The following is a 19,710-nucleotide window of genomic DNA, read 5'->3' as shown; positions in this document are numbered from 1 at the left end:
TGCCGCCGTGCCCCGGTCGGGCACGGCGGCACACCTCTGCCCGGCCGCCGGACGCCTCAGAGCCGCGGCACGTAGCGCTTGCCCTGGAGTGCCTCGTAGACCAACCCCGCGCTGCGTCGCGCGGCCAGCAGCCGCACCCCCTCGGTCTCGAGGTCGGCCAGCACCTGGGCCAGTCCCTCGCTGGTGAGGTGGTCGCCGAGCTCCACACGCACCTCGCGGTAGGCCTGCCGCATCGCGACCAGCTGCGCGTCGATGTGGCGGGTCGTCATCCAGGCCAGCGCCACCGGCTGTCGTCGCCACCCGGCATACAGCCGGTACTCGGACGGGCAGAAGTCGAGCAGCCACGACACCGCGGGCACCTGCCAGCCGTGCGACTCCGGGGGTGGCACCAGCGGTGGCCACCCCGGCGGCACCGCGGGGCTCGCGGGTCTGGTGGGCGAGGGACCCGCCGTCCGGCCCCCCGCCTCACCGGGTCGGCGCGCCGAGGCGGACATCGACAGCCGTGCCAGAGGACTGACCGAGCTCCTCCAACGATTCGAACATGTGTTCGATCATACGCCACGCCCGACCCACGGTGTACCGCGAAAGGCGTCCGGGCTGCGGTCAGGAACTGACCTGAGGGCTCCCTATCGTGGAGACATGACGACAGCCGACCAGACCCCGACCCCCCACCCCCTCCCGGCCACCGCGCGGCCTGTCGCCAGCGATGAGCGCGCCGACCTCCTGGAGGCACTGCGGCGCCACCGCGACTTCCTGCGGTTCACCGTCAGGGACGTCACCGACGAGCAGGCACGCCAGCGCACCACCGTCTCGGAGCTCACCCTGGGCGGCCTCGTCAAGCACGTCGCCACCACCGAGAAGCAGTGGGCCGACTTCATGGTCAGCGGCCCTGCTCCCGGTCCCGACATCGACTGGGACGACGTCGACTGGCAGAACCCGCCCGAGCACGTGCAGGCCTTCATGGACTCACACCGGATGACGGCTGAGGAAACGCTGGATGGTTTACTCGCACAGTATGATTCGGTCGCCGAGGCCACCGACGCACTCGTCGAGAGCCTCCCCGACCTTGACGCCTCACACCCACTCCCCGAGGCTCCGTGGTTCGAGGCGGGCAAGACCTGGTCGGCACGCAGGACCCTGCTCCACATCCTCGCCGAGACCTCGCAGCACGCCGGCCACGCCGACATCATCCGCGAGGCGCTCGACGGACAGAAGACGATGGGCTGACCGGGCGGGCAGGTCGGCGGACGACCGGCGAGTCCGAAGGGCGGTCCCCGGCATACGGATTGTCCGTGGGCGGGGTTAGCGTGAGGAGGTGACGCACCCCTCTGCCTCAGCTCCCGCTCCCCCGCCCAGTGCCTCGACCGTCGGCCAGCTCCGCGCCTCCGGCCACGAGCACCGCACCCTCCGCGAGGAGGTGCGCGGCAACCTGGTCGCCGCGCTCGCCGAGGGCCGCGACCCGTGGCCCGGCCTGCACGGCTTCGCCACCACCGTCATCCCCCAGCTCGAGCGGGCCCTCCTCGCGGGCCACGACATCGTGCTGCTCGGAGAGCGGGGCCAGGGCAAGACCCGGTTGCTGCGCAGCCTCGTCGGCCTGCTCGACGAGTGGACGCCGGTGATCGCCGGGTCCGAGCTCGGGGAGCACCCTTACGAGCCCGTCGTCCACGCCTCGCGTCGCCGAGCGGCCGAGCTGGGCGACGACCTCCCGATCGAGTGGCGACACCGTGAGGAGAGGTATGCCGAGAAGCTCGCCACCCCTGACACCTCCGTCGCCGACCTCATCGGCGACGTCGACCCGATGAAGGTGGCGGAGGGCCGCTCGCTCGGCGACCCCGAGACCATCCACTTCGGACTGATCCCCCGCAGCCACCGTGGCATCGTCGCGATCAACGAGCTGCCCGACCTCGCCGAACGCATCCAGGTCGCGATGCTCAACGTGATGGAGGAGAGGGACATCCAGATCCGCGGGTACGTCCTGCGACTGCCCCTGGACGTGTTGGTCGTGGCCAGCGCGAACCCGGAGGACTACACGAACCGCGGTCGCATCATCACTCCGCTGCAGGACCGGTTCGGCGCCGAGATCCGCACCCACTACCCACGCGAGCTCGAGGACGAGATGGCCGTCATCCGCCAGGAGGCCGAGCTCGTGGCCGAGCTGCCCGACCACCTCGTCGAGGTGCTCGCGAGGTTCACCCGGGCGCTGCGCGAGTCGAGCTCGGTCGACCAGCGCTCAGGCGTCTCGGCGCGGTTCTCCATCGCCGGCGCCGAGACGGTGGCCGCCGCAGCGCTGCACCGGGCCACCCGACAGGGTGAGCCGGAGGCGGTCGCGCGCGTCGTCGACCTCGACAGCGCCGTGGAGGTGCTGGCCGGCAAGATCGAGTTCGAGACCGGCGAGGAGGGCAGGGAGCAGGAGATCCTCACCCACCTGCTCCGCACGGCCGTCGCCGACACCGCCCGACGCCACCTCGGCGGCATCGACCTGGCCCTGCTCGTCGCCGCCTTGGAGGGCGGTGCGACCGTCACCACGGGCGAGCAGGTGGCGGCCACCGACGTCCTGGCCGGGTTGCCGGTGCTCGGCGAGTCCGATCTCTACGACACCATCGCAGACCGACTCGACGCCCACACCGCCGGTCAGCGTGCCGGGGCGGTCGAGCTGGCGCTCGAGGCCCTCTACCTCGCGCGCCGCGTCGACAAGGACTCCCCCGACGGGGAGACGGTCTACGGATGAGTCCCCACCGGTCGCGGTACGCGCGGTACTCGGGGGGGCCGGATCCGCTGGCTCCCCCGGTCGACCTGGCCGACGCCCTCGACGCGATCGGGCAGGACGTCATGGCCGGCTACTCGGCCGACCACGCCATGCGCGAGTTCCTGCGCCGTGGCAGCCGCGACCAGACCGGGCTGGACGAGCTGGCCCGGCGGGTGGCCGAGAAGCGCCAGGAGCTGCTGCAGCGCCACTCCCTGGACGGGACCCTGCGCGAGGTCCGCGAGCTGCTCGACCGGGCCGTGCTCGAGGAGCGCAAACAGCTCGCGCGCGACCTCGACGACGACGCCCGCCTGGCCGAGATGCGGATCGAGAGCCTGCCGCCGTCGACCGCGGGTGCGGTCAGCGAGCTGTCCGACTACCCATGGCGCAGCCCGTCGGCCCGGGCCGACTACGAGCGCATCAAGGACCTGCTCGGCCGTGAGGCCCTGGACCAGCGCTTCGCTGGCATGAAGCAGGCCCTCGAGAACGCCACCGACGAGGACCGTGAGGACGTCCGGCGGATGCTCAACGACCTCAACGAGCTCTTGGCCGCCCACCGACGGGGCGAGGACACCACGGAGCAGTTCCGTGACTTCATGGACCAGCACGGCGACTTCTTCCCCGACGACCCGCAGGACGTCGACGAGCTCATCGACAGCCTGGCCCAGCGAGCGGCCGCAGCCCAGCGGATGCTGAACTCGATGACCGCGGAGCAACGCGCCGAGCTGATGGAGCTGTCGGCGCAGGCGTTCGGGTCTCCTGCGCTGATGGACGAGCTGGGGCAGCTCGACGCCAACCTCCAGGCCCTGCGTCCCGGCGAGGACTGGGGTGGCTCCGAGCAGTTCGAGGGGTCGCAGGGACTCGGGCTCGGCGACGGCACCGGCGCCTTGCAGCAGCTCGCCTCGCTCGACGAGCTCGCCGAACAGCTCTCGCAGTCCTACCCCGGTGCGCGGATGGACGACATCGACATCGACGCGCTGGCCAGGCTGGTCGGCGACGACGCTGCCGTGGACGCTCGGACGCTGAGCCAGCTGGAGCGCGCGCTGCGTGACTCGGGCTACCTCAACCGCACCTCTGACGGACAGCTGAGGCTGTCACCCAAGGCGATGCGCCAGCTCGGCAAGGCGCTGCTGCGCGACGTCGCCACACGACTGTCCGGTCGTCAGGGGCAGCGCGACGTGCGGCACGCCGGGGCGGCCGGCGAAGCCAGCGGCGCCACCCGGGAGTGGCAGTTCGGCGACACCGAGCCATGGGACGTCACCCGCACGGTCACCAACGCCGTGCTGCGGACGGCTGGTGCCGGCGGCCAGCCCGCGCACGGCATACGGCTCGACATCCGCGACGTGGAGGTCACCGAGACCGAGGCCCGCACCCAGGCGGCGGTGGCCCTGCTCGTCGACACGTCGTTCTCGATGGCGATGGACGGCCGCTGGGTGCCGATGAAGCGCACGGCCCTGGCCCTGCACCACCTCATCTCCAGCCGGTTCCGCGGCGACGCCCTCCAGCTGATCGGGTTCGGACGGCACGCGGAGGTGATGGACATCGAGCAGCTCACCGGTCTCGACGCGCAGTGGGCCAAGGGCACCAACCTGCACCACGCCCTGCTCCTCGCGGCTCGGCACTTCCGCAAGCACCCGAGCGCCCAGCCGGTGCTGCTGGTCGTGACCGACGGCGAGCCCACCGCCCACCTCGAACCCGACGGCGAGGTCTACTTCGACTACCCACCGCACCCGCTCACGATCGCCTACAGCGTGCGCGAGCTCGACAACGTGGCACGGCTCGGTGCGCAGGTGACCTTCTTCCGGCTGGGCGAGGACGCTGGCCTGGCCCGGTTCATCGACCAGATGGCGCGTCGCGTCGACGGCCGCGTCGTGGCGCCGGAGCTCGACGACCTGGGGGCGGCGGTGGTCGGCAGCTACCTCGGGTCGCGGGGGCCGGGCTCCTACCGCGAGCAGTTCGGCGGCTTCTACGGAGGCGGCCGGGGCTTCTGGGTCGACGACTGAGCCGGTATGCCGCGTGGCCTGCCGAACCGGCGCCGTAACGGTTGCGGTTGTCCACAGGTGCGGCGAGCGCGCGAAACTCGTTGTGCACCAGTCTGGTTCGTGACAGCCGGCTCTGGTCGCGCTGTCGGTGGTGGGTCCTAGGGTTTCCTCATGGCAATCGCTTCGGACCCGACCTGGCAGGAGCAGCACCCTGCCCGCCCGGTCCTGGGCGCGGTCGCCTCCGCCCTCGACGGCATAGCGACGTCGACCCCACACCGGCTGTGGGGGCTGGGTGACGCAGAGGTCGCCGAGGCGTTCACCCTGCTCGGGCGGTTGCGAGCCAGCGTCGACGCCCACCTGGTCGCAGTCCTGGCCGAGGCCAGGCAACGCGGCCTGGGCACCGGCGACGGGTGGGGACCGGTCGACTGGGCCCGCGCCCTCGCGCCGCACCTGCCCACCCGCTCCCTGACCGACCTCGACACGCTCGCCACCAGCGTTGTCGCCGCAGCCGACGGCGACCGGCGACTCGACGACGTGCTCGAGGCGGTCACCGTGGCGGCAGCGGTCGGGGCAGCCACCGACCTCGACCACCCCGACCTCGGCCACCCCGATCATGACCCTGCGGGCGACAACGCGGACGACACCGTCGAAGGCAGGGCTCAGGGTGCGGCTGCGGGAGACGTCGGGGAGGGTGTCCTGCCGGTGGGGAAAGCAGCGCAGATCATCCGGTTCCACCGCTCCGTGCGCGGGCTCGCCGACCCCGACCACCTCGCCGAGCTCACCACCATCACCCTGCGAGCCGCCCGCGGGCACCATCCCCTGTCCGAGAAGGGCTTGGCGACTGCCCTGCGCCACGCCGCCAACCAGCTGCACCCAGACCGGCTCGTCGAACACGACGCCGACCTGCGTCGTGCCCACCGCTCGCTCAGCAAAGGTCGCGGGCCGTTGGGCCTGTCCCGCTACACCCTGCTCCTCGACGACGAAGGCGCCGCCATCATCGACACAGCCGTCGATGCGCTCGCCAAACCTGCCAAGGACGCCGAGACCGGGGCGCTCGACCCGCGGACCCCGGCCGCCCGCCGCGCCGACGCCCTGCTCGACCTCGTCACCCGCGCCGTGTCCGCGCCCGACGGCGCACCCCGCCAGGCCAAGACCACCCTCATCGTCAGCACCGACCTGGCCACCTTGACCCGCCAGGCCCGCGGTGCCGGCCACACCGTTGCCGGCGACCTGCTGACCACCGACACGATCCGGCGACTGGCTTGCGACGCCGACCTCATCCCGATGGTCCTGGGCTCCCCCGGTCAGGTCCTCGACCACGGCCAGACGGTGCGCCTGTTCACCCCTGCCCAGACCCGCCACCTGTGGTCGCGCGACCAAGGCTGCACCTTCCCCGGCTGCTCCAGACCGCCGACCTGGACCGACGCCCACCACCTCATCCACTGGGCCGACGGCGGCCCGACCAACCTGACCAACGCAGCCCTGCTCTGCCGGGCCCACCACACTGTCGTCCACCGTCATCGCTACTCCGCCGCGGTCATCCACGGACCCGACGGCCCGCAGGTCCACTGGGATCTCACGCCGGGCGCGTACGACCACCACCTCGAAGCCCTCCGACAAGCCGGCACCATCCCCCGCTGGCCCGATCCAGGGCCCGACGAAGCCCCGACGCCAACGGTCGGGACCAGGGACACCGAGCCGCACACGACCTCTGGTCAGCGAAGACGTGCTGGACGACGATGGCCACATGGCGCCAGCTGCCCTGATGGTCCGAGCTGACGGATGAGCCCGCAGGACGAGGTCACCCATCCGGTCGACCGGGCTGCCATCGTCGACGGTCTGAACGGATGCCGCGACGACCTGCGTGCCCTCCTGGCCGGCGCGACGCCAGCTCAGCTGCGCCGGTCCAGCAACGGGACCAGGTGGACCAACGAGCAGCTGCTCTTCCACATGGTGTTCGGGTTCCTCGTCGTCCGACGGCTGTTGCCCCTCGTCCGAGTCGTGTCCACCCTGCCGGGCTGGGTCGGCCGAAGCTTCGCCCGGCTCCTCGACGCCGGGCGGATCCCGTTCCACTGGGTGAACTACGCCGGGTCGTGCGGTGGGGCCCTGGTGTTCAACCACGCCCGAATGGGCCGCCTCTGTGACCACAGCATCGACCGTCTGGTCACCAGCCTCGAGCAGACCCCCGAGGAGAGGCTCGCTCGCCGGATGCCGTTCCCGACCAGCTGGGATCCCTACTTCGAGCCGACCATGACGCTGGCCGCCGTCTACGCTTACCCGGCCCTGCACTACGCGCACCACCGCAGGCAGCTCACCCTCAGCGACCCGACCTGACACTGCCCCCGCGCCCGGCAAGGCACCCAACCCGCCTCGCCCACCTACGATCGGCGCACGACTGAGGGGTATGCCGCGTGGTGACCACGCGGCATACCCCTCAGTGGTGGAGCAGGGAGCCTGGGCTCAGCTGTTGACGAGCGACCGCAGGACGTACTGCAGGATGCCGCCGTTGCGGTAGTAGTCGGCCTCACCGGGGGTGTCGATGCGCACGACCGCGTCGAACTCGACCGGCTCGGCACCGTCACGGACCGCGGAGACCTTGACCGTCTTGGGCGTGCGTCCCTCGTTGAGCTCGGTGATGCCCGTGATGGAGATCGTCTCGGTGCCGTCGAGACCGAGCGAGTCGGCCGACTCACCCGCGGGGTACTGCAACGGGATGACGCCCATGCCGATCAGGTTGGAGCGGTGGATGCGCTCGTACGACTCGGCGATCACGGCGCGCACCCCCAGCAGGCGCGTGCCCTTGGCCGCCCAGTCGCGCGACGATCCCGAGCCGTACTCCTTGCCGGAGAGGATGACCAGCGGGACACCGGCCTCCTGGTAGGCGGCCGACGCGTCGTAGATCGTCGTCTGCTCGCCACCGGCGATGCCGTCACGCTCCAGGAACAGCCGCGTGAACCCACCCTCGACACCGTCGAGCAGGAGGTTCTTGAGGCGGATGTTCGCGAACGTGCCGCGGATCATCACCTCGTGGTTGCCCCGACGAGAGCCGTAGGAGTTGAAGTCCTTGCGGTCGACTCCGTGCTCGGCGAGGTACTTGCCCGCCGGGCTGTCGGCCTTGATCGAGCCGGCCGGGCTGATGTGGTCGGTGGTGACCGAGTCACCCAGCTTGGCCAGCACCCGCGCGTCGGCGATGTCCGCGACGGGGGTCGTCTCCATCGTCATGCCGTCGAAGTACGGGGGCTTGCGCACGTAGGTCGAGTCCTCGGCCCAGTCGAAGGTCTTTCCCTCGGGCGTCGGGAGCGACTGCCAGCGCTCGTCGCCGGCGAACACGTCGGCGTAGTCGTTGGTGAACATCTCCTTGTTGATGCTCTCGGCGATGGTCCGCTCGACGTCGGCCGGTGCCGGCCACAGGTCCTTGAGGAAGACGTCCTTGCCATCGGTGTCCTGGCCCAGCGGCTCGGAGTCGAAGTCGAAGTCCATCGTGCCGGCGAGGGCGTAGGCGATGACCAGCGGCGGCGACGCGAGGTAGTTCATCTTCACGTCGGGGTTGATGCGCCCCTCGAAGTTCCGGTTGCCCGACAGCACCGAGACGACGGCGAGGTCGTTCTCGTTGATGGCCGCGGAGATCTCGTCCGAGAGCGGGCCGGAGTTGCCGATGCACGTCGTGCAGCCGTAGCCGACCAGGTGGAAGCCGAGCTTCTCGAGGTAGGGCCACATGCCGGCCTTCTCGTAGTAGTCGGAGACGACCTTGGAACCCGGCGCCATCGACGTCTTGACCCACGGAGCGACGGTGAGGCCGCGGTCGACGGCGTTCTTGGCCAGCATGGCGGCGGCCATCATGACCGACGGGTTGGAGGTGTTGGTGCAGCTCGTGATCGAGGCGATCGACACGATGCCGTGGTCGATCTCGAACGACGCACCCTCGGCGGTCGTGACGGTGACCTTCTTCGACGGGCGCTCCGAGCCGTTGCCCTCGGAGGCCGGCTTGTCCCCGCCGTTGGTGCCGTCGGTGCTGCCCTGGGGCGAGGGGTCGCTGGCCGGGAAGCTCGTGGCCGCGCCGGCGTCGCCCTCGTGGTGCGCGACGTAGGTCGGCAGCACCTTGCGGAAGGACTCCTTCGCATCGGTGAGCGCGATCCGGTCCTGCGGACGCTTGGGGCCGGCGATCGACGGGACGACGGTCGACAGATCGAGCTCGAGGCGCTCGGAGTACCGGGCCTCGGGCTGGTCGGGGCCGGCGTGCAGCCACATCCCCTGCTCCTTGGCGTACGCCTCGACCAGCGCGACCGACTCGTCGCTGCGACCGGTGAGGCGCAGGTACTCCAGGGTCACGTCGTCGATCGGGAAGATCGCACAGGTCGAGCCGAACTCGGGGCTCATGTTGCCGATCGTGGCGCGATTGGCCAGCGGCACCGCCGAGACGCCCTCGCCGTAGAACTCGACGAACTTGCCGACCACGCCGTGGGCGCGCAGCTGCTCGGTGATGGTGAGCACGACGTCGGTCGCGGTGGCGCCGGCCGGGATCGAGCCCGACAGCTTGAAGCCGACGACGCGGGGAATGAGCATCGAGACGGGCTGGCCGAGCATGGCCGCCTCGGCCTCGATGCCACCGACGCCCCAGCCCAGCACGCCGAGGCCGTTGACCATCGTGGTGTGCGAGTCGGTGCCGACGCAGGTGTCGGGGTAGGCCACGCCGTCGCGCACCATGACCGTGCGGGCGAGGTGCTCGATGTTGACCTGGTGGACGATGCCGGTGCCCGGGGGCACCACCTTGAAGTCCTCGAAGGCGGTCTGGCCCCAGCGCAGGAACTGGTAGCGCTCGCCGTTGCGCTGGTACTCGATCTCGACGTTCTTCTCGAAGGCGTCGGCGCGGCCGAAGACGTCGATGATCACGGAGTGGTCGATGACCATCTCGGCCGGGCTGAGCGGGTTGATCTTGGCCGGGTCGCCACCGAGGTCGGCGACGGCCTCGCGCATGGTGGCCAGGTCGACGATGCACGGCACGCCGGTGAAGTCCTGCATGAGGACGCGGGCCGGCGTGAACTGGATCTCGGTGTCGGGCTCGGCGTTCTCGTCCCAGGCGCCCAGGGCGCGGATGTGGTCGGCGGTGATGTTGGCGCCGTCCTCGGTGCGCAGGAGGTTCTCCAGCAGCACCTTGAGGCTGTACGGGAGGGTCTGGCTGCCCTCGACCGCGTCGAGCCGGTAGACCTCGTAGGAGTTGTCACCGACCTTCAGCTCGCCGTGGGCGTTGAAGCTGTTCGTGCTGGCCACTGCCTGCTCCTTCGATGCTCGGAATCGATGCTCTGGGGTGCACCGTCGGGTCGCTCGATGCGGTGCTCGTGCTCGTGCGATTTATCTTGACGTCAAGATATCACGTCGGTCAGGCCTCCTGCCTGATCCTGCTCCAAGGCCGCGCGCTGCGAAAGTGGAGAGTCCCCCGCGGACGGCGTGACGTGGCGACGCCAGTCCCGACACCAGTCCCGACACCAGTCCCGACATCAGTCCCGGTATCAGTCCCAGCATCAGTCCCGACCACCTGTCACGGCGCGGTCCGCGTGAACAGGGCGATGCACTCCACGTGGTGGGTCATGGGGAACGCGTCGAAGGCCCGCAGCTCCGCCAGCTCGTAGCCGGCCGCAGCCAGGAACGCCGAGTCCCGGGCCAGCGCCGAGGGGTCGCACGCGACGTAGGCGATGGCTCGCGGTTCGAGCGCGGCGACCTGTGCCGTCACGTCGCGCCCCGCTCCGGTCCGGGGCGGGTCGAGCACCACCAGGTCGGCGCGCAGTGGGACCAGTGGGTGGCGCCGCAGCTTGCGCTGCCGTTGGGCGCGTTGGCGGGTGGGACCGGACCGGCTGGCCCGCGGCACCCCGAACGCGTCGTCGACGCGGGCGCGGACCACCGCCACCGACGGGTATGCCGCGAGGTTGCCGGCGGCCGAGGCCACCGCTCCCGCGTCCGACTCCACCGCGACGACCTTGCCCGACTCGCCGACGCGCTCGGCCAGGGCCGCGGCGAAGAGGCCCACACCGGCATACAGGTCGAGGGCGGTCTCGCCCGCACGGGGCTCGAGCATCCCCGTGACCGTGTCGACGAAGGTCGCCGCCGCGCCGGGGTGGACCTGCCAGAAGCCACGCGCGGACACCTCGAACGTCCCCGAGAAGGTCTGTGCCACGACGTGTTCGGTCACGACCGGAGCGTCCTGCTCCCCGGACGGCACCGAGACCACGACCGCCTCCCCCTCCGAGGGAGCCGCCACGTCGACGGCCGAGTCGCCCGACCAGTCGTGGGTGAGCACCCCCGTCGCGAGGATGCGGGGGTCGGCGATGAGGCACGTCTCGACGGGCACGATGTCGTGCGACCGGCTCCCCCGCAGTCCGGCCCGACCGCTGTCGTCGACCGCGAACTCGACGCGGGTGCGCCACCCCAGGCCCTCGTGGTCGCCGGGCAGCGCCTCGACCGCGACCTGGATGTCCTGCTTGGCCAACCGGGCGAACTGCTCACGGACCACCGACGACTTGAGCTCTCGCTGGTGGGCGAGCGTGGCGTGCTGGAAGTCGCACCCCCCGCAGAGGCCGGGGCCGGCATACGGGCACGGCGGGGTGACGCGGTGCGGACTCGCCCGGAGCACCTCGACACAGTCGGCCCGCACGAAGCGTTGGCCCTCACGCGCCTCGGTGACCTGCGCGTTCACGCGTTCGCCCGGGAGGGTGTGCCGGACGAAGACGACGCGGCCTTCGTGGCGGGCGACGCAGAACCCACCGTGCGCCACCGCGCCGACGTCGAGGGTGACGACGTCACCGACGGCGAGGGACGCTGGCGCTGCCGGGGTGGTGGTCACTGCCCGAGGCGGACCGAGCCCGCGGTGGGGCCGTCGAACCGCTCTTCCTGGCCCTCCGACGAGGCGAGCTGCCAGGGCACGCTGGCCACCATGACGCCGGGGGTGAACAGCAGGCGGCCCTTGAGGCGCAGGGCGCTCTGGTTGTGCAGGACCTGCTCGTACCACTTGCCCAGCACGTACTCGGGGATGTAGACCACCACGACGTCCCGGGGGTGGCCGGAGCGCAGTGACTTGACGTACTCGACCACGGGGCGGGTGATCTCGCGGTAGGGCGAGTCCAGGGCTTTGAGCGGCACCGGGATGTCGCGCCGGTCCCAGTCCTCTTGAAGCGCCTTGGTCTCGTCGGGCTCGACGTTGACCGTGATCGCCTCCAGCTTCGAGGGACGGGTCGCGCGGGCGTAGGCGAGGGCGCGCAGGGTCGGCTTGTGGATCTTGGAGACGAGGACGATCGCATGGACCCGGCTCGGCAGCATCTGGGCGTCCAGGTCGTCGTCGCTGATCCGCAGCTCGGCCCGGACGCGCTCGTAGTGGCGCTGGATACCCGTCATGAGGAAGAAGAGGACGACCATCGCCGCGATCGCGTAGCCCGCACCGTGGATGAACTTGGTTGCCAGGACGACGACGAGGACGATGAAGCAAATCGCCGCGCCGAGGGCGTTGATCACCCTGCTGCGCATCATGCGACGGCGGACACTCGGATCGCGCTCCACCCGCAAGTGGCGGTTCCAGTGCCGGACCATCCCGGTCTGGCTCAGCGAAAAGGAGACGAAGACGCCCACGATGTAGAGCTGGATCAGCTTGGTCACCTCGGCGTTGTACAGCACGATCAGGAATGCCGCGGCACCAGCCAACGTGAGGATTCCGTTGGAGAACGCCAGCCGGTCGCCACGGGTGTGCAGCTGGCGGGGCAGGTAGCCGTCACGCGCCAAGATCGAGCCCAGGACAGGAAAGCCGCTGAAGGCGGTGTTGGCGGCGAGGATGAGGATGAGACCCGTGACGATCGAGACGAGCAGGACACCTGGCGGGAAGTTGTCGAACACCGCATGCGAGACCTGACCCATGATGGTCTCCTGGACGTAGTCCGCGGGGACTGGTTGGCCGTTCTGCTGCACGAGCTGTTGAGCTGGGTCCTCGGCGTACTTCACTCCTGTCCACCTGGCAAGGGTCACCATCGACACCATCATGGTGATCGCCACGATGCCCATCATGAGAAGCGTCGTCGCGGCGTTCTTGCTCTTCGGCTTGCGGAAGGCAGGGACGCCGTTCGAGATGGCCTCGACGCCGGTGAGGGCGGCGCACCCGGACGAGAACGCGCGGAGCATCAGGAACGCCATCGCGAAGGCCCCAAGGGACTCGTAGCCGGGCTCGGGGACGAGCTGCAAGTTCGCGCTCGCGGCGCGCGGAAGGGTCCCGTTGAGGTTGCGGAAGAGGCCAACGGCTGCCATGCCGAGCACGCAGGTCATGAAGAGGTAGGTCGGCACGGCGAATGCCTTCCCCGACTCGCGCACTCCGCGCAGGTTTATTCCGGCCAGGAAGGCGACCAGGCCCACCGCCACCAGAACCTCATGGCCTCGCAGGAACGGCAGCGCCGCAGCGGCATTCTGCACGCCCGACGAGACCGAGACAGCCACCGTGAGCACGTAGTCGACCAACAAGGCGCTGCCGACGGTGAGTCCCGCCTTCGCACCCAGGTTCGTGCTGGCCACCTCGTAGTCTCCACCGCCGGAGGGGTAGGCGTGCACGTTCTGCCGGTACGAGGCAACGACGACCACCATCACGAGCACCACCACCAGGGCGATCTTCCACGACTGGGTCAGGGCGAGGGTGCCCCCGGCAAGGCCGAGCGTCAGGAAGATCTCGTCCGGGGCGTAGGCGACCGACGAGAGTGGGTCGCTGGCAAAGACCGGGAGGGCCAGTCGCTTGGGCAGCAGGGTCTCGGCCAGACGGTCGCTGCGCATGGCGCGTCCGACGAGCACACGTTTGATGACACGTCCGGGAGATGGCACGGCCAACACTCTAGGCCGCGGTATCCGCCGCTGCGCGGCGCCCTGCGGCGCTGGGACGGTCCGGTGTAGCGTCGGCGTCGTGCATTTCGTCATCATGGGCTGCGGCCGGGTGGGATCGTCCCTCGCGCACAGCCTCGAGAACCAGGGCCACGACGTCTCGATCATCGACCAGGAGGAGTCGGCCTTCCGCCGCCTCGGGTCCTCGTTCGAGGGTCGCCGGGTGACCGGGGTGGGGTTCGACCGCGACACCCTGCACGAGGCCGGCATCGCCGACGCCTACGCCTTCGCGGCGGTCTCCAGTGGCGACAACTCCAACATCCTCGCCGCCCGGGTGGCGCGCGAGACCTTCGGCGTCGAGCACGTCGTCGCCCGCATCTACGACCCCGGTCGCGCCGAGGTCTACCAGCGGCTCGGCATCCCCACCGTCGCCACGGTCAAGTGGACGGCCGACCAGATGATGCGGCGGCTGCTCCCCCAGGGCCACGTACCAGAGCTCGTCGACCCCTCAGGCGCCGTTGTCATCGCGGAGGTGACCGTCAACCCTGCGTGGGTCGGCCGGCGCATCACCGAGCTCGAGGAGGCCACCGGCGCCCGCGCGGCATACCTGACCCGGCTCGGTGTGGCCACGCTCCCCGCCGCGGACAGCGTCTTCCAGGAGGGCGACCTGCTCCACCTGGCCGCCCTCGCGGCCGAGCTGCCCTCCGTGGAGCGCACGCTCGACGGACCACCCACCGCGACCGAACACTGAGCACCTGACGAACACTGAGCACCTGACGAACACTGAGCACCTCACCGAACACTGAGCACCTCCCGACCCTGAGCACGAAGGAACCACACATGCGCGTCGTCATCGCCGGTGCAGGCAGCGTGGGCCGCTCGATCGCCCGCGAGCTGCTGCACAACGGACACCAGGTGCTCCTCATGGACCGCGAGCGCAAGGACGTCCAGGCCAGCAAGATCCCCGACGCGAACTGGCTCCTCGCCGACGCCTGTGAGATCACCGCACTGCACGAGGCCGGGCTGGCCGAGTGCGACGTGGTCGTCGCCGCGACCGGCGACGACAAGGTCAACCTCGTCGTGTCACTGCTGGCGAAGACCGAGTTCGGCGTGCCGCGCACCGTGGCCCGGGTCAACAACCCCAAGAACGAGTGGATGTTCGACGAGGCGTGGGGCGTGGACGTCGCGGTGTCGACTCCCCGCCTGATGACCGCCCTCGTCGAGGAGGCCGTGAGCATCGGCGACCTCGTGCGGATCTTCCAGTTCCAGCAGGGCAAGGCGACCATGGTGGAGCTCACCCTCCCGCCCGACAGCCCCTATGCCGGCAAGCGGGTCGGCGACGTCGACTTCCCCGGCGAGACCGTGCTGGTCGGGATCATCCGTGAGGACCATCCCATCGCGCCCAGCCGCGACGACTCGCTCGAGCCGCACGACGAGCTGCTCTTCATCTCGACGCCGGAGTTCGAGGACGAGCTCGAGGCGATGCTCAGCCCCGGTCAGCGGGTGCCGCGCGGCGAGGAGTGACCGAGCCCTCTGGCTCGATCCCCGGTCGGGCGCTGGGCTCGACCCCTTCCCCAGCCGTCCCCTAGGCCTCGGCCGTGGTCGAGCTGGTTGCTGCCTCGTCGGTCTCCGGCTCGTCGGCGGGGGCCAGCTCGGGAGGCGTGTGGCCCTTGACGAGCATGAGGCCCATCACGGCGACCCCGGCCAGCCAGAGCGGCCACCCGAGCACGACCTTCGCGACGCCCAAGAGGGCGACCTGGCTCGCGAGGTACAGCGGCACCATGACCACGAGCCGGACGACGAAGAGCCCGACGAGCACCAGGGTCAGCCGCTGGCAGACGCGCACGAGCCCGCGGTCGCGGTGCCACCCGACCGGGTCGTCGGCCATCCGCGGGTCACCCGCGCCGACCATGAACCCCACCAGCGGCCACCGCAGGGCCACCGAGACCAGGGCCACCACCAGCATCACCGCGTTCCAGATGATGCCGGGCAGGAAGGCGTCCTCGGCCTTCCCGCTGCGCAGCGCGAAGAACGCGGCGATGGCCGTCGGGAACACCGCGGACAACACGTACTGGAGGTTCTGCCGCTGCACCACGCGGACGACCGCCATGACCAGCGTCACCGCCACGGAGGCGACGATCGCCATGGTCAGGTCCTTGCGCCAGACCCACAGGACGACGAACACCAGGGTCGGCACTGCCGTCTCGGCCGAACCGCGCCAGCCGCCGAGGGCGGTCGCCAGCCGGCGCCGGATCAGCGCCTCGACCGTGACGCCGGGCGCGGGGTCAGTGGGCACGCAGCGGGACGATCTCGTACGACGGGTTGAAGATCGTCGGTATGCCGCGCGTGTAGGTCACGCGACCGTGTGCGCGCAGGTAGGTGCCGGGCTCGATCCCACCGATGGTGCGACGGCCCAGCCAGACGAGGTTGATCGTCCGGCTGCCGTCGTAGAGGTCGATGACCAGCGCCGGGACGTTGACCCGCGGCCGCAGGGTGACGGCGCGGACGGTGCCGGAGACGGTGGCCTCCTGGCGGTCCTCCAGGTCGCACATCGGGGTACAGCCCAGCCGGGCGGCGTCCTCCTGGAGCTCGTCGGCCTCCATCTGGGTGACCGTCTTCGTCAGGCGCTCGGAGAGCTTGGCCAGCGGAGACTTGTGGACCTGCGTCGAGCGCGGGTCGACGGGGGTGAGGTGTTTCAGCGCCACGGTGTCCTACCTGACCTCGGTGATCTCGGGACCACGCTGGAACGGCTTGAGGTCGTCGACGTGGCTGGACGAGCCAGCGGAACCGGCAGTGCCGGCCCCGTGGTCGTGGTCGTGGTCGTGACCGTGACCGTCGTGGTCGTGACCGTCGTGGTCGTAACCGTCGTGGTCGTGGTCGTGCGGGGTCTGCATCTCCTCGGGGAGCTTGAGCAGCAGCATCTCGCGCGGGGCCATGGCGCCGTCGCCACGCACCACCACGGTGCCCCGGACGACCTCGAGCAGTGGCTCGGCCGCGGCGTCCTCGATCGCGGCCCGGCCGGAGAAGACCGCGCGCAGGAACCAGCGCGGACCGTCCACGCCGGCAAAGCGGGCCGGGGCGAAGACGGTGCGGCCATCCGGGCCGGCCGAGGGCATCCGGGTGCGCAGCTCGGTGCCGAGCGCGCCCCGCGCCTCGTCGGCGGTGCCGCCCTGGGCGAGGATCGACTCGGCGATCTCGCTGCGGATGTCGTCCCAGATCCCCATCGTCTTGGGGGCGGCGAAGGCCTGGATCTGCACGGCCGAGTCACCGATGACCGCGGTGGCGCCGACCACCTGGTTGGCGGCCTCGTCGATCTCGAGGCGCAGCTCCATCCCGGGCACGCCCTTGATGCGCAGCGCGCCCAGGTCGAGCCGGCCGTCGTCGTCGTCGACCTCGGACGAGTCGAACGGCCCCGCGGGGCCGGCGTCGGCGCCATCCGCACGACCGTCGGCGTGGTCGTGGGCATCGTCGGCGACCCCGCCGGCCTCGTTCACGTCGTCGAGGTCGGGGCCGTCGGCGTCGGTCCCGTCAGCCAGGTCGAGGTCGTCGACGCTGTCGACGGCGTCGGCCGCATCGGAGTTCTTGCCGCGTCGGAAAATGCCCACTGGGAAGTCAGTCCTTCGTTGTCGGGGTGTGGTCGCCGAAGCCACCACTGGCACCATGTCCAGTGTCACCCCGTGAGGTGGTTTCGAGCGAATCAACCTCGCGGAACTCGACCCGGGCGACCTGTTGCACCACCAGCTGGGCGATGCGGTCGCCACGACGCACGGTGAACGCGTCACGGGGATCGAGGTTGACGAGGTTGACGAGGATCTCACCGCGGTAACCGGCGTCCACGGTGCCGGGGGCGTTGACGATGGTGATGCCGTGCCTGGCGGCGAGACCGGACCGAGGGTGCACCAGCCCGACCCAGCCGTCGGGGATCGCGAGCGCCACCCCCGTGGGGACCAGGGACCGCTCACCCGGCGCCAGCGTCACGTCGGCGGCGGCGCAGAGGTCAGCCCCGGCATCGCCCGGGTGGGCGTAGCACGGGAGCGGGAGCCCGGGGTCGAGCCGTCGGACCGCGATGGGCAGCGTCGAGGGCGGAACGAGGGAAGGGCCAGTCACGTGGACTGACCCTATCCCTGCATCCACGGGTGGCGCGTCCGGCCTCGTGGTGTCCACGCGGCCGTGCTCCGTGTCGTTGCTCACCTACGCGGCGCACTCCCGGCACACCATCTGGCCGCCGGACTCGGAAGCCAGCTGGCTGCGGTGGTGCACGAGGAAGCACCGTGAGCAGGTGAACTCGTCGTACTGGCGCGGGATGACCCGCACCGAGAGCTCCTCGCCGGACAGGTCCGCACCGGGCAGCTCGAAGCCTTCGGCCTGTTCGGTCTCGTCGACGTCGACGCTCGAGGCGCTCTTGTCGACTCGGCGGGACTTCAACTCCTCGATCGAGTCCTCGGACAGCTCGTCATCGGTCTTGCGCGGCGCGTCGTAGTCAGTCGCCATGGTCGCTGTCGCTCTCCCTGTTCTGTCGTCATTCTGTGTCGTTCCCGAACCTCGGGAAGACGATTCGCCCGTGTAACGCTGGCGCCCGCGGTTTTGTGCCCGCCGCAGGGCGGGATTGTGCCCTATCCACGGCGTCGCGTCACCATCGCGTCCAGATCCGGTCCGCCGACGCCGCCACAGCACCGCCGAGGCGCCCCTGTAGCAGCCCGAAAGCACTCCCAAAGCACCTCCAAACGACCCCGCCGCCACCCTCGTTCCGTGCGCCAGCGGCATACCAAGCGCTGGTCTGGGTTCACCCAAGATTCACCCGCAGGGGGCAACCCCGAGTCCCCCTTGCGGCGTCTGAGCCCGTAGAGTCGCACCTCCGGCCCGGCCGACCCGACTCGTGAAACGACCATCTGACACACGAAGAGAGGGGTGCACCATGACCGAGTTCCACACCGAGATCACCCAGCGCGCAGCCCGCGCCGTCCAGTCCCTGCGCACGGCCCAGGAATCCGGCGACGACTACCTCGCCTCCGTCCGCGAGGCGGAGCTCGAGAACCTGGCCCGTCTCGCCTCCGAGCACGGCCTGCGCATCCCCGGGCTCAGCAACTACAGCGCCGCCTGAGCACCTCCACGACGAAGCCGGCGTCGGGGCCACCGCCCCGACGTCGGCTTCGCTCATGTGGCGACGTCCCGGTCCGCCCGCGGACCAGCTCAGAGGGTCGGGTCGGCGCCCGCCCGCCCCGTCGCCCGGAGCACCACCTCGTGCAGCGCGGTATGCAGCGGGGGCGCCCCCGCGACCACCATCCGGTCGCTGGGCGGTTCCCCGGCCAGGCCGGAGAAGACACCGCCCGCTTCCACCAGCACCAGCCAGGCGGCAGCCATGTCCCAGGGGTTGAGGCCACGCTCGTAGTAGGCGTCGAGGCTGCCCGCCGCGACCGCGCAGATGTCGAGTGCAGCGCTGCCGATCCGTCGGATGTCGCGGACCTCGGGCAGCACGTCCAGCAGGACCGTCGCCTGCCACTGCCGACGTGCCGTGTCGTAGCCGAAGCCGGTGCCGACCAGGGCGTGGCCCAGGGACGGCGGCTCGGTCAGCTCGAGGCGGCGGGCCGGTGCCCGTCCCCCCTCGAGCCGGGCACCTCCGCCGGCCCGCGCGCGGAAGAGCTCGTCCGTCACCGGGTTGAACACCGCACCGGCCACCGGCCGCCAGGCGCCGGGGGTGGTGGGGTCGCCGACGACCGCTGCGACGGACACCGAGTACGAGGGGATGCCGTAGAGGTAGTTGACGGTCCCGTCGATGGGGTCGACGACCCAGGTGATCGCGGAGCGGCGCCTCGTGCCCCCCTCCTCCTCGCCGAGGAAGCCATCCTGGGGTCGGGCCTCGTGCAGGCGGCCGCGCAGCAGGTCCTGCGCACGCTGGTCCATCACGGTGACCACGTCCGTGGCCGTGCTCTTGGTCTTGGAGACCCCCAGGTTCGGCGGCCGCTCGTCGACGATGAGCCGACCGGCTTCCCTGGCGACCTCGACGGCCAGCGTCTCGAGTGCCTGCAGCGTGGCGTCATCGGGGGCGGTGAGGTCGGGGGTGGTGAGGTCGGGGGTGGTGAGGTCGGGGGCGGTGAGGTCGGGGCTGGTGAGGTCGGGGGTGGCGGCGTCGGAAGGGGCGGGGTCCAT

Annotated in this window: 18 protein-coding genes; 8 read left to right on the top strand and 10 right to left on the bottom strand. The window is 70.7% G+C overall.

Annotation, left to right across the window (positions count from 1 at the left end; translation table 11 throughout):
* Positions 1 to 56: 56 nt before the first annotated feature.
* A complete protein-coding gene (locus ABD262_RS05660) occupies positions 57 to 389 on the bottom strand; it encodes a hypothetical protein (RefSeq protein ID WP_344132437.1) in 333 nt (110 codons plus the stop codon).
* Positions 390 to 639: 250 nt separating this feature from the next.
* On the opposite strand from ABD262_RS05660, the gene ABD262_RS05655 reads away from it, so the two are divergent.
* From ABD262_RS05655 to ABD262_RS05635, 5 genes are all read left to right on the top strand, one after another.
* On the top strand, positions 640 to 1,227 hold the full coding sequence (locus ABD262_RS05655) for a DinB family protein (RefSeq protein ID WP_344132434.1): 588 nt from the start codon (positions 640 to 642) through the stop codon (positions 1,225 to 1,227).
* A gap of 88 nt (positions 1,228 to 1,315) precedes the next feature.
* Positions 1,316 to 2,728, top strand: coding sequence for a magnesium chelatase ATPase subunit I (locus ABD262_RS05650; RefSeq protein WP_344132431.1), 1,413 nt, complete (start codon positions 1,316 to 1,318; stop codon positions 2,726 to 2,728).
* Positions 2,725 to 4,746 (top strand): vWA domain-containing protein, encoded by a 2,022-nt coding sequence (locus tag ABD262_RS05645; RefSeq protein WP_344132428.1) that lies wholly within the window; start codon positions 2,725 to 2,727, stop codon positions 4,744 to 4,746. The genes ABD262_RS05650 and ABD262_RS05645 overlap by 4 nt, the downstream gene beginning before the upstream one ends.
* A gap of 150 nt (positions 4,747 to 4,896) precedes the next feature.
* Entirely contained in the window at positions 4,897 to 6,504 is a 1,608-nt protein-coding gene (locus tag ABD262_RS05640; protein WP_344132426.1) for an HNH endonuclease signature motif containing protein, read from the top strand.
* A 3-nt stretch (positions 6,505 to 6,507) separates the two neighbouring features.
* The gene (locus tag ABD262_RS05635) at positions 6,508 to 7,059 is read left to right on the top strand and encodes a DinB family protein (RefSeq protein WP_344132424.1); all 552 of its coding nucleotides are present in this window, start codon (positions 6,508 to 6,510) and stop codon (positions 7,057 to 7,059) included.
* A gap of 126 nt (positions 7,060 to 7,185) precedes the next feature.
* On the opposite strand, the gene acnA is transcribed toward ABD262_RS05635, so the two are convergent.
* The 3 genes from acnA to ABD262_RS05620 all read right to left on the bottom strand — a co-directional run bounded on the left by acnA (position 7,186) and on the right by ABD262_RS05620 (position 13,518).
* Entirely contained in the window at positions 7,186 to 9,993 is a 2,808-nt protein-coding gene (gene acnA / locus ABD262_RS05630; protein ID WP_344132421.1) for an aconitate hydratase AcnA, read from the bottom strand.
* Between the two features lie 268 nt (positions 9,994 to 10,261).
* Complete coding sequence (locus ABD262_RS05625) at positions 10,262 to 11,560, bottom strand: class I SAM-dependent RNA methyltransferase (protein WP_344132418.1); 1,299 nt, start codon at positions 11,558 to 11,560, stop codon at positions 10,262 to 10,264.
* Positions 11,557 to 13,518 (bottom strand): APC family permease, encoded by a 1,962-nt coding sequence (locus ABD262_RS05620; protein ID WP_344132415.1) that lies wholly within the window; start codon positions 13,516 to 13,518, stop codon positions 11,557 to 11,559. The genes ABD262_RS05625 and ABD262_RS05620 overlap by 4 nt, the downstream gene beginning before the upstream one ends.
* Before the next feature lie 127 nt (positions 13,519 to 13,645).
* Here ABD262_RS05620 and ABD262_RS05615 point away from each other — a divergent pair, with 127 nt between their 5' ends.
* Entirely contained in the window at positions 13,646 to 14,314 is a 669-nt protein-coding gene (locus tag ABD262_RS05615; RefSeq protein WP_344132412.1) for a potassium channel family protein, read from the top strand.
* An 89-nt stretch (positions 14,315 to 14,403) separates the two neighbouring features.
* On the top strand, positions 14,404 to 15,087 hold the full coding sequence (locus tag ABD262_RS05610; protein WP_056920806.1) for a potassium channel family protein: 684 nt from the start codon (positions 14,404 to 14,406) through the stop codon (positions 15,085 to 15,087).
* A gap of 61 nt (positions 15,088 to 15,148) precedes the next feature.
* On the opposite strand, the gene ABD262_RS05605 is transcribed toward ABD262_RS05610, so the two are convergent.
* From ABD262_RS05605 to ABD262_RS05585, 5 genes are all read right to left on the bottom strand, one after another.
* On the bottom strand, positions 15,149 to 15,859 hold the full coding sequence (locus tag ABD262_RS05605) for a DUF3159 domain-containing protein (protein ID WP_344132409.1): 711 nt from the start codon (positions 15,857 to 15,859) through the stop codon (positions 15,149 to 15,151).
* Positions 15,849 to 16,268: an OB-fold nucleic acid binding domain-containing protein gene (locus tag ABD262_RS05600; RefSeq protein ID WP_425564798.1), complete on the bottom strand. Its 420-nt coding sequence runs from the start codon at positions 16,266 to 16,268 to the stop codon at positions 15,849 to 15,851. Before ABD262_RS05600 ends, ABD262_RS05605 begins: the two co-directional genes overlap by 11 nt.
* 6 nt (positions 16,269 to 16,274) lie before the next feature.
* Positions 16,275 to 17,168 carry a DUF3710 domain-containing protein gene (locus tag ABD262_RS05595; RefSeq protein ID WP_344132406.1) on the bottom strand — a complete coding sequence of 298 codons (894 nt, stop codon included), beginning with the start codon at positions 17,166 to 17,168 and terminating at the stop codon, positions 16,275 to 16,277.
* A gap of 7 nt (positions 17,169 to 17,175) precedes the next feature.
* Complete coding sequence (gene dut / locus ABD262_RS05590) at positions 17,176 to 17,670, bottom strand: dUTP diphosphatase (RefSeq protein WP_344132403.1); 495 nt, start codon at positions 17,668 to 17,670, stop codon at positions 17,176 to 17,178.
* 84 nt (positions 17,671 to 17,754) lie between these two features.
* Positions 17,755 to 18,054, bottom strand: a complete 300-nt coding sequence (locus ABD262_RS05585; RefSeq protein WP_056920802.1) for a DUF4193 domain-containing protein — start codon at positions 18,052 to 18,054, stop codon at positions 17,755 to 17,757.
* Between the two features lie 424 nt (positions 18,055 to 18,478).
* On the opposite strand from ABD262_RS05585, the gene ABD262_RS05580 reads away from it, so the two are divergent.
* Positions 18,479 to 18,664, top strand: a complete 186-nt coding sequence (locus tag ABD262_RS05580) for a hypothetical protein (protein ID WP_344132394.1) — start codon at positions 18,479 to 18,481, stop codon at positions 18,662 to 18,664.
* 89 nt (positions 18,665 to 18,753) lie between these two features.
* Here ABD262_RS05580 and ABD262_RS05575 read toward each other — a convergent pair whose 3' ends face one another.
* Positions 18,754 to 19,710, bottom strand: coding sequence for an inositol monophosphatase family protein (locus ABD262_RS05575; RefSeq protein ID WP_344132391.1), 957 nt, complete (start codon positions 19,708 to 19,710; stop codon positions 18,754 to 18,756).

The sequence above is a fragment of the Pedococcus bigeumensis genome (assembly GCF_039531795.1).
In the GTDB taxonomy this organism is placed as follows: domain Bacteria; phylum Actinomycetota; class Actinomycetes; order Actinomycetales; family Dermatophilaceae; genus Pedococcus; species Pedococcus bigeumensis.
The sequence above is the reverse complement of the archived record's forward strand: the minus strand, read 5'-3'. Positions and strand labels throughout refer to the sequence as shown.